Genomic DNA, 8,228 nt, shown 5'->3' on the forward strand with positions numbered 1-8,228 from the left:
AGGCCGTAAATTACAATTTAGCCTCTATTGTGGCGACAATTGACGTTGTCGGCAAACGTCATTGATAGGCGAAGGTCGTCAATAGGCAATCTAGGCTGAAATGAACAAAGACAAGCGTTGGAACAGCGCATGAGTGAGGTAGATGTGATTCAGGTAGGTATTGTCGGCGGAACGGGTTATACCGGCGTCGAGTTGTTGCGGTTGTTGGCCAACCATCCCCAGGCTGAGGCGAAAGTGATTACGTCGCGAGCTGAGGCTGGCGTACGAGTCGATGCGATGTACCCCAATCTGCGGGGGTTTTACGATTTGGAGTTCACGGTACCGGATGTGGACACTCTGAGTGGCTGTGATGTGGTCTTTTTTGCGACCCCCCACGGCGTCGCTCAGGCCATGATGCCTGAATTGATCAGCCGCGGCGTGCGTGTCATTGATTTGTCGGCGGATTTCCGTATTCGCGACCACGAAGTGTGGGCCGACTGGTACGGTCAGCCTCATGGCTGCCCTGAGCTTTTGCCTCAGGCGGTCTATGGGTTGCCGGAAGTGAATCGTGAGCAAATAGCGGGCGCCCAGTTAATTGCTTGCCCGGGTTGTTACCCCACCGCCATACAGCTGGGTTTTATCCCGCTTCTGGAAGCCGGGCTGATTGACCCTAAAGACCTGGTGGCGAGTGCCGCGTCCGGGGTTAGTGGTGCCGGGCGTCAGGCCAAAGTGGATAACCTGATGGCTGAAGTGACCGACAGCTTCAAAGCCTATGGTTGTGGTGGCCATCGTCATTTGCCAGAGCTTGAGCAGGGCCTGGGGGATGTCTTGCCCGTTGGCAGTGACCCGGTGCAGCTAACCTTTGTGCCGCACCTGTTGCCCATGGTACGTGGTATTCACGCGACATTGTTCGGCAACCTGACCGCCTCGGCAGGGGATCTGCAGGCGCTGTTTGAAGCTCGTTACGCCGATGAGCCCTTCGTCGATGTGATGCCTGCCGGCAGTCATCCGCAGACCCGCAGCGTAAAAAGCGTGAACACCTGCAGGTTATCAGTATTTGAGCCACAGGAACGCGGTAAAGTCGTGGTATTGTCGGTAATTGACAACCTTACCAAGGGGGCTTCCGGGCAGGCGATTCAGAACATGAACATAATGTTTGGATTTGACGAGACTACCGGGCTGAATTTGCCTGGTCTTCTGCCTTAGATTTGAAGGGGAGACTATGTCAGCCGTAAAAGGCACGAAACAACAGCGAATGGTGGTTGTACCGTACCGTCCCTGGGTGAAGATTTGGGGGACTTTGTCGGCACTGTTGGTCATCGCCGCTGTCGGTTTTGGCAGTTACCGGTTTGGTCAGATTCAGGGGGGCAGCGAGCATGCAGAGACCGTTTCTGAGCGGGATCACTTGAAGGCCGACTTGGCGGCCAAGAAGATTGAGACTGACAACTTGCGTCAGGAAGTGGCCAATCTGAAGCTCGGCGCCAAGGTTGACCGCCAAGCCAGTGAAGGGGTTCGCAATGAAGTCATCAGCCTGAAGTCTGAAATTGCTACCCTGCAGGAGGACATCAGTTTCTACCGTGGCTTGATGGCGCCCACCGGCAATGAGCGAGGGTTGACCATTGGTTCGTTGAATGTGATTTCAACCGGCGCACCCCGGCAATATGAGTACAAACTGGTGGTGCAGCAATTGGCGACGCGACATACGCTGCTGAATGGCTCTTTGCAGTTCACCATCGTGGGACGTCAGGGCGAGCAAATGGTGGCTCTGCCGCTCATGGATGTTTCCGACAATGTGGATGACGAGAACATTAAATTGCGTTTTAAGTATTTCCAAACGCTGGAAGGACGGATTAATTTGCCGGAATCCTTCGAGCCTGAACGAATTGAATTAATTGCCAAATCTACTGGAAAACAAGCAGTAGAAGTCGAAAAACATTTCGGCTGGCTAGTACAAGAGGGTTAGAACTATGTGGGGCAAGAAGGAAAAAGCTATGGGGTTTGCAACGGGCGGTACCACTCTGATTTCAAAATCAACAGAGTTGCTGGGCGATATTAACTTTGACGGTAACCTGGAAATTGAAGGCCGCGTGAAAGGCAACATCTTTGCTGACGCTGGCTCTGATGCCCGGGTGCGCATCATGGAGAAAGGCTTCGTCGAAGGCGAAATTCGTGTCCCGACTGTGGTGGTTAACGGTTCCGTTACCGGTGATGTGTATGCCGCCAAGCACATCGAGCTGGCAGCTAAAGCTACTGTTGATGGCAACGTTCATTACAATATGATTGAGATGGTTAAGGGCGCCCAGGTCAATGGCAGCCTGGTTTTCAGTGAGAAAAGTGATAAAACTGACGCCAAAAATGCGTTTGAACGTGCCGAAGCTGCAGACATCGACTCCGACATGGAGTTGGCGAGTACTTGACTGTTTTACTGGGGTAAAGGGATAATGCGGCTGTGCTGATGTCTCGGCCGCTTGTCTGTTCCGTTCTGGTTGGGCTTCGGCGGGTCGACAGCGATTGTTAATTTGGAGTTGCACATGACCACCCCGGAAACATTTACCCCCCAAGCCGTACAAATTACCAACAATGCGGTTGCCAAGGTTAGATCGCTGGTTGAAGAAGAGGCCAACGATGACCTTAAACTAAGGGTCTTCGTGACAGGTGGCGGCTGTTCAGGCTTTCAGTACGGATTCACGTTTGATGAATTGGTGGCTGAAGATGATGCGGTCATTGAAAAAGATGGCATCACGGTCGTTGTCGACGCCATGAGCTACCCGTACATTGCGGGTTCTGAAGTGGACTATGAAGAAGGTCTGCAGGGCTCTAAATTTGTGGTGCAAAATCCCAATGCCAACTCTACCTGTGGTTGCGGTTCTTCGTTTTCAATTTGAGGCGCGGCGCCTAAACCTGTCCAGAGTGTGGGGTCGTTCGTCGGCAGCACACCTGACTGTAAATCCCCTGCAGTGGCTTTGCGCTACCATTCGCCAGACCTTGAATGCTTTCTTGCGACGAGGCCTCCTGGTACTCACTTTTTTGTTGTTTCAATGGTCTTTTCCGGGTGTTGCCGAAGAGTCGGTGACCGAGGACGTCATCACCTTGCCGGGGTGGACGACGGGCTTGAACGGTGTGCCTGAAGGGCCCCCAGAGGCCCCGGGTTACCTGGCTCGGCTGGAACTCAACACGGCGAAAGAACTTTTGGGGGCATTGAAACGAGCTGAAATGCTGTTCTTTGACGGCAGCTTCCAGAGTCAGCTACCGCCGGCCACCATTGTTGTGCACGGGCCGGAAGTGGCGGTTTTCTTCAAGCATAATTATCACAAGCACAAAGAATTGGTGGACCTGGCTGCGCGCTTGAGTGCTTTCAAGGTGGTGGATATCCGGGTGTGTGAAACGAGAACCGGAGTGCTTGGATATGATCTGGATGCCTTGGTGCCGTTTGTTGGCACCGTCCCGTTCGGCCCGGATGAGGTTCGGCGCCTGGTAGAGGACGAAGGGTATCTCTATTTCTAGGGTGCCGGTTGTAGCAAGGGGCTGGTCTGTCAATGCCCACATCGGTTGCGGTTCATCAAGACTAGGCGGGGTAGATGCCTCCCAGAATCACGGCTTTCTTGGCTCCGGTCGCCGCAGGGCTGTTGCCGGGCTGGCGGTGAAGGGTTTGCCTTGCCAGCCAGCCAAAGGCCGCCCCTTCGACTTGCTGCGGGTCAATTCCCAGCTCTGCAGTAGAGGTGACCGGTTTTGAGCTTAAATGCCTCAACCTTTCCATCAGGGTTGTGTTTAGGGCGCCGCCACCGCAAATATACAGGGCGTCGTAATTCGGTATCCGCGATTTGACCGCATCGACAAGGCTGCTGGCCGTCAACTCCAGCAGTGTGGCCTGCACGTCTTGTGCGCTTACGGGGGTTGCCAGTAGCGCCAGTTGTTCATCCAGCCACCGCATGTGGAAGGTTTCCCTGCCAGTGCTTTTCGGCGGTGGCGCTGCGAAGTAGGGGTGTGCCAGCAGCCGCTGCAAAAGTGCTGTATTGATCTGGCCGCTTCTCGCCCACTCGCCGTCCCGATCGTAAGTCCGGTGCTGGTGTCGTTGAATCCAGCCGTCCATCAGGGCGTTGCCCGGGCCGGTATCAAACCCGGCGGTACTTTCATGCGAAGTGAGGTCGGTGACATTGGCAATGCCGCCAATGTTGGCGATCACACGCTTTTCCCGGGGAGAGCCGAAGGCGGCTTGATGAAAGGCGGGGGCCAGTGGGGCGCCTTCACCGCCTGCGGCCATGTCTCTGCGTCGAAAATCAGCCACTGTGGTGATTTCCGTCAGGCTGGCAATGAGATTGGGATCACCGATTTGCAGAGTGAACGGGTGGGCGACAGAGCCTTTGGGGCGGTGGCGCACTGTTTGACCGTGGCTGCCAATGGCCGTGACTTCTGCCGGGGAGATACTGAGTTGTTCCAGCAATTGCAGTGCGGCCTGGGCAAAGGCCTGCCCCAGTTGGTGGTCCAGCTGGCCCAGGCGTTCAATTTCATTGTCACCCGGCTGACAGAGCTCCAGAATTGCAGCGCGCATTTCGGCTGGATGAGGGGTTTCCAGGTGTCCGAGCAGCCGGGTTTGGTTGTCTGACGGTATTTCAACCAGGGTGGCATCAATACCGTCTGCGCTGGTGCCGGACATTAAGCCAATATAAAGTTCTGTCATAAGGACTATTCTCGCCCGCCTTTCGCCAGCAGAATTTGACGGTGATGGTCGTCCAGCGACGTCAGGATGGGCTGTGTGGCTTGGTTGAAGCGTTCCATCTCTGAGGCGGCAATCGCTTGGGTTTTGGGCAGTTTCTCCAAAATGGTGCGCGGGTTGCGGTGTACACCGTCTAACAGAAATTCATAGTGCAGGTGAGGGGCGGTTGAATACCCGGTGGAGCCCACGTTGCCAATGATCTGTCGTTGTTTGACCCGCTGACCGGTTTTAACCCGGCGTTTGCTGAGATGGAGATACTTCGTTTGTATGTTGTTGCCGTGCTGCAACACAATATAATTACCGTTGGCCTTGGAGTATGACGCCCTCAGCACTTTGCCATCACCTGCCGCCCAAATGGGGGTGCCGGTGGACGCCGCGTAGTCTGTGCCACGATGAGGGCGCACTGTTTTATAGATGGGGTGCAGTCGTTTGGGGTTGAAGTTGGAACTGATCCGACGGAAATCCAGGGGGGCGCGAAGAAAGGCCTTGCGCATGCTTTTCCCTTCGGGGGTGTAGTAATGGGTGTTGCCTTTGCTGTCTTGATAGCGAACGGCGCGGAAGGTTACCTTCTGGTTGGTGAATTCCGCGGCGAGGATGTTGCCATTGCCTATCTTCTCACCATCTAGGAAGCGCTCTTCGTAGAGAACTTTGAATTGGTCACCCTTACGAATGTCGAGCCCGAAATCAATGTCCCAGCCAAAAATGTTGGCCAGTTCCATGATGAGGTTGGCGTCCATTTTCACCTTTTGTCCGGCCAGAAACAGGGAATCGTTGATGATGGCTTCCCGGTATGCAGTATGGATGTCCGGCTGCAGAGTGTTGGTTTTGTGGTCAAATTTTTTGACGTCGATTCGGGTGAAAAGCTCGCTGGACAGTTGGTTCTGGCGATAGCGGAGTCCCATAAGTTTTTGATCTTCAATATGAAATTCCAGTTCGTGCCCTGGATGAATACGGGTCAGGGACTTACTCTTGGGGTTGCCGGACATAAATTCATAAAGGTCGCGATCCGATAGGCCGGCGCGCTGGAAGATCAAGGAGAGGTTGTCTCCCGCCCGCACCAGTTCTTTGTGCCATTGGATTTCGGGAATTATCTCGACGCTCATGGGTTCAGTGACGTCGGGCAACAACTCCTGCATCTCTTTATTAAAGGGCAGTTCAATGGTCTGACTTTGACGCTTGGCGGCCACTGGCTTTGAGGGGCTGGCGATGAATAGGATGAACAGCCCGGCGCAGAGGATGCTGGCTGTGACCAGGTGCCGACGCGGAAAAGTCGCCAGAATTTGGTTTAGACGTGGCGGCTTGTTTTTTCGAGAAGGTACATTCATACAGCATACGGCTGCTTGAGCAGCTTATTGGGTCTCAATTTTGGAGTCAGGCACTTATAACAGAATTTGGCCCCTAAAAACATCCTCAAGGGGCGATATGGGTGACTGGAAAGAAGTTCCCCGGCAATGTTTGAACGCTCCCACAGATTGCAAAACTTGTTTTTGTTCGGGAATTCGGTATTGTGCGCCTTTCTTTGGAGCGCCCGCCGTGGCGGCATTTCGTTCCTGTAATCGATATTCGTTGTTTAAGGTAAAGAACCATGTCTACTGTTAATGGCAATCTGCTTCAGGAGTTGCGTGAGCGGGGCTTAATCGCTCAAATGACTGGCGAAGATGAGCTTGAAGCTTATCTTGCAGAGGCCCCTAGAACCCTTTATTGCGGGTTTGATCCGACAGCCGACAGCCTGCACCTTGGACATCTGGTGCCACTTTTGGTTTTGACGCGATTCCAGAACGCCGGACATAGCCCTATTGCGCTGGTGGGTGGCGCCACCGGGTTGATTGGTGATCCCAGTTTCAAAGCGGCCGAACGCCAGTTGAATACCCCGGACATCGTCGCGGGCTGGGCAGACCGAATTCGCAATCAGGTCAGCCAGTTCATTAAGTTTGAAGGGGTGGATAACCCGGCCCGAGTGGTCAATAACCTGGAGTGGGCGGGTGAGATGAATGTGCTCGATTTCCTGCGCGATGTGGGTAAGCACTTCTCGATCAACAATATGATCAATAAAGAGTCGGTACAGCAGAGGTTGCAGCGCGAAGGTTCTGGCATTTCCTTTACGGAGTTTTCTTACGCCCTGCTGCAAGGGATGGATTTTGCGGAGCTGAATCGTCGCTATGATTGCACTCTGCAGGTGGGTGGGAGTGATCAGTGGGGCAACATTGTGGGCGGTATTGATTTGGCGCGTCGCCAGAATCAAGCGCACACCTTTGGTCTCACAGTTCCGTTGATTACCAAGGCGGACGGCACCAAATTCGGCAAAACCGAATCCGGTGCGGTTTGGCTGGATCCACAAAAGACCTCACCCTACAGCTTCTATCAGTTCTGGTTGGGCACCGCTGATGCGGATGTGTATAAGTTTCTCCATTATTTTACCTTCCTGAGCGTTGAAGACATTGCCAGGATTGAGGCAGAGGATGAGGCGGCCGAAGGGCGACCGCAAGCTCAGGGTGTGCTGGCAAAAGAGGCGACACGACTGGTACACGGTGAAGAGGGGCTGGCTGCGGCGGAGCGCATTACTGAGGCGATGTTCAGTGGTTCCTTGTCAGAATTGAGTGAAACAGATCTGGAGCAGCTGGCACAGGATGGTCTGCCTTGTAGTGATTTGACCGCAGAGGCGATGGCCGACAAGCCCCTGACCGGGCTGTTGGCGGAATGTGGGATGGTGAAAGCATCTCGCGAAGCGAAAGATGCGCTGGGCCGAAATGCGGTCCTGATTAATGGTGAGGCGGTAGGCATGGAGGATAACATGCGAACTGCCGAATGCTTTGCGGCGGATAAGGCTTTATATGGCCGCTTTTTCCTGGTGAAGCTGGGTAAGAAAAAAAACCATCTGTTTGAGTTGAAATAACGGTTTTGCCTTCGTGTTCGATAGCTCCAAAAGCCCGCTAATTCGCGGGCTTTTTTGTCTCTGAACGCTTTTCGAGGTTTTTTTACAAAAGGGTCTTGCACGCCAGTCACGCCTCTGTATAATGCGCCGCTCTCAACGACGAGCAGCGAGTGATTCGAAGGCAGGTTGTTGAGAGGTAAGCCGAAGTGCAAGAGCTTTTTTAAAGCGCACTTCAGCAGGTTTTTGAAAGTGAAGTTTTGGCGGCTAAGTTGTTAAAACTAAACAAAAAAAGAACTTGCCAAGCTTAACGGATTGCGTATAATGCGCCTCCTGCTTCGGGAACACCGGGGCAAAGACAGCAGAAGCCGAGCGCTCTGTGAGTTGTTTAAAAAGTTAATCAAGCAATGCGTGTGGGCGCTTGCGGAATGGTAATGCGACAAAAAATTATCATTTGCAAGTGACTCATTAATTCATTATGTGAAGACTTTCTCTTCGGAGATTGTTTTGTAGTTCAAGCGAATGAGCATGATTTAGATGACTAACCTTCGGGTGACGTTATCGAAAAATTTAAACTGAAGAGTTTGATCATGGCTCAGATTGAACGCTGGCGGCAGGCCTAACACATGCAAGTCGAGCGATAAAGGTCTTCGGACTGATTAAAGC

8 protein-coding genes and 1 rRNA gene are annotated in these 8,228 nt (G+C 53.3%); 7 read left to right on the top strand and 2 right to left on the bottom strand.

Annotated features, from left to right (window positions below):
- The first annotated feature begins 144 nt into the window (after positions 1 to 144).
- From argC to G8770_RS21810, 5 genes are all read left to right on the top strand, one after another.
- A complete protein-coding gene (gene argC / locus G8770_RS21790) occupies positions 145 to 1,185 on the top strand; it encodes an N-acetyl-gamma-glutamyl-phosphate reductase (RefSeq protein ID WP_167191966.1) in 1,041 nt (346 codons plus the stop codon).
- Between the two features lie 16 nt (positions 1,186 to 1,201).
- Complete coding sequence (locus tag G8770_RS21795; RefSeq protein WP_208022445.1) at positions 1,202 to 1,942, top strand: DUF6776 family protein; 741 nt, start codon at positions 1,202 to 1,204, stop codon at positions 1,940 to 1,942.
- Between the two features lie 28 nt (positions 1,943 to 1,970).
- Positions 1,971 to 2,396 carry a bactofilin family protein gene (locus G8770_RS21800; protein ID WP_243760625.1) on the top strand — a complete coding sequence of 142 codons (426 nt, stop codon included), beginning with the start codon at positions 1,971 to 1,973 and terminating at the stop codon, positions 2,394 to 2,396.
- Positions 2,397 to 2,510: 114 nt separating this feature from the next.
- Positions 2,511 to 2,864, top strand: coding sequence for an iron-sulfur cluster insertion protein ErpA (gene erpA / locus G8770_RS21805; protein ID WP_167191945.1), 354 nt, complete (start codon positions 2,511 to 2,513; stop codon positions 2,862 to 2,864).
- Positions 2,865 to 2,976: 112 nt separating this feature from the next.
- Positions 2,977 to 3,483, top strand: a complete 507-nt coding sequence (locus tag G8770_RS21810) for a DsrE family protein (protein WP_167191947.1) — start codon at positions 2,977 to 2,979, stop codon at positions 3,481 to 3,483.
- 61 nt (positions 3,484 to 3,544) lie between these two features.
- Here the strand turns inward: G8770_RS21810 and G8770_RS21815 are convergent, their stop codons facing one another.
- Together G8770_RS21815 and G8770_RS21820 are read right to left on the bottom strand one after the other, a co-directional pair.
- Positions 3,545 to 4,657 (bottom strand): anhydro-N-acetylmuramic acid kinase, encoded by a 1,113-nt coding sequence (locus tag G8770_RS21815; RefSeq protein ID WP_167191950.1) that lies wholly within the window; start codon positions 4,655 to 4,657, stop codon positions 3,545 to 3,547.
- 5 nt (positions 4,658 to 4,662) lie between these two features.
- Complete coding sequence (locus tag G8770_RS21820) at positions 4,663 to 6,018, bottom strand: peptidoglycan DD-metalloendopeptidase family protein (protein WP_167191952.1); 1,356 nt, start codon at positions 6,016 to 6,018, stop codon at positions 4,663 to 4,665.
- Between the two features lie 260 nt (positions 6,019 to 6,278).
- Here G8770_RS21820 and tyrS point away from each other — a divergent pair, with 260 nt between their 5' ends.
- Positions 6,279 to 7,586 (top strand): tyrosine--tRNA ligase, encoded by a 1,308-nt coding sequence (gene tyrS, locus G8770_RS21825; protein WP_167191954.1) that lies wholly within the window; start codon positions 6,279 to 6,281, stop codon positions 7,584 to 7,586.
- A 548-nt stretch (positions 7,587 to 8,134) separates the two neighbouring features.
- A 16S ribosomal RNA gene (locus G8770_RS21830) occupies positions 8,135 to 8,228 on the top strand; the annotation flags it as partial.

The sequence above is a fragment of the Pseudomaricurvus hydrocarbonicus genome (assembly GCF_011602365.1).
Taxonomy (GTDB): domain Bacteria; phylum Pseudomonadota; class Gammaproteobacteria; order Pseudomonadales; family Cellvibrionaceae; genus Pseudomaricurvus; species Pseudomaricurvus hydrocarbonicus.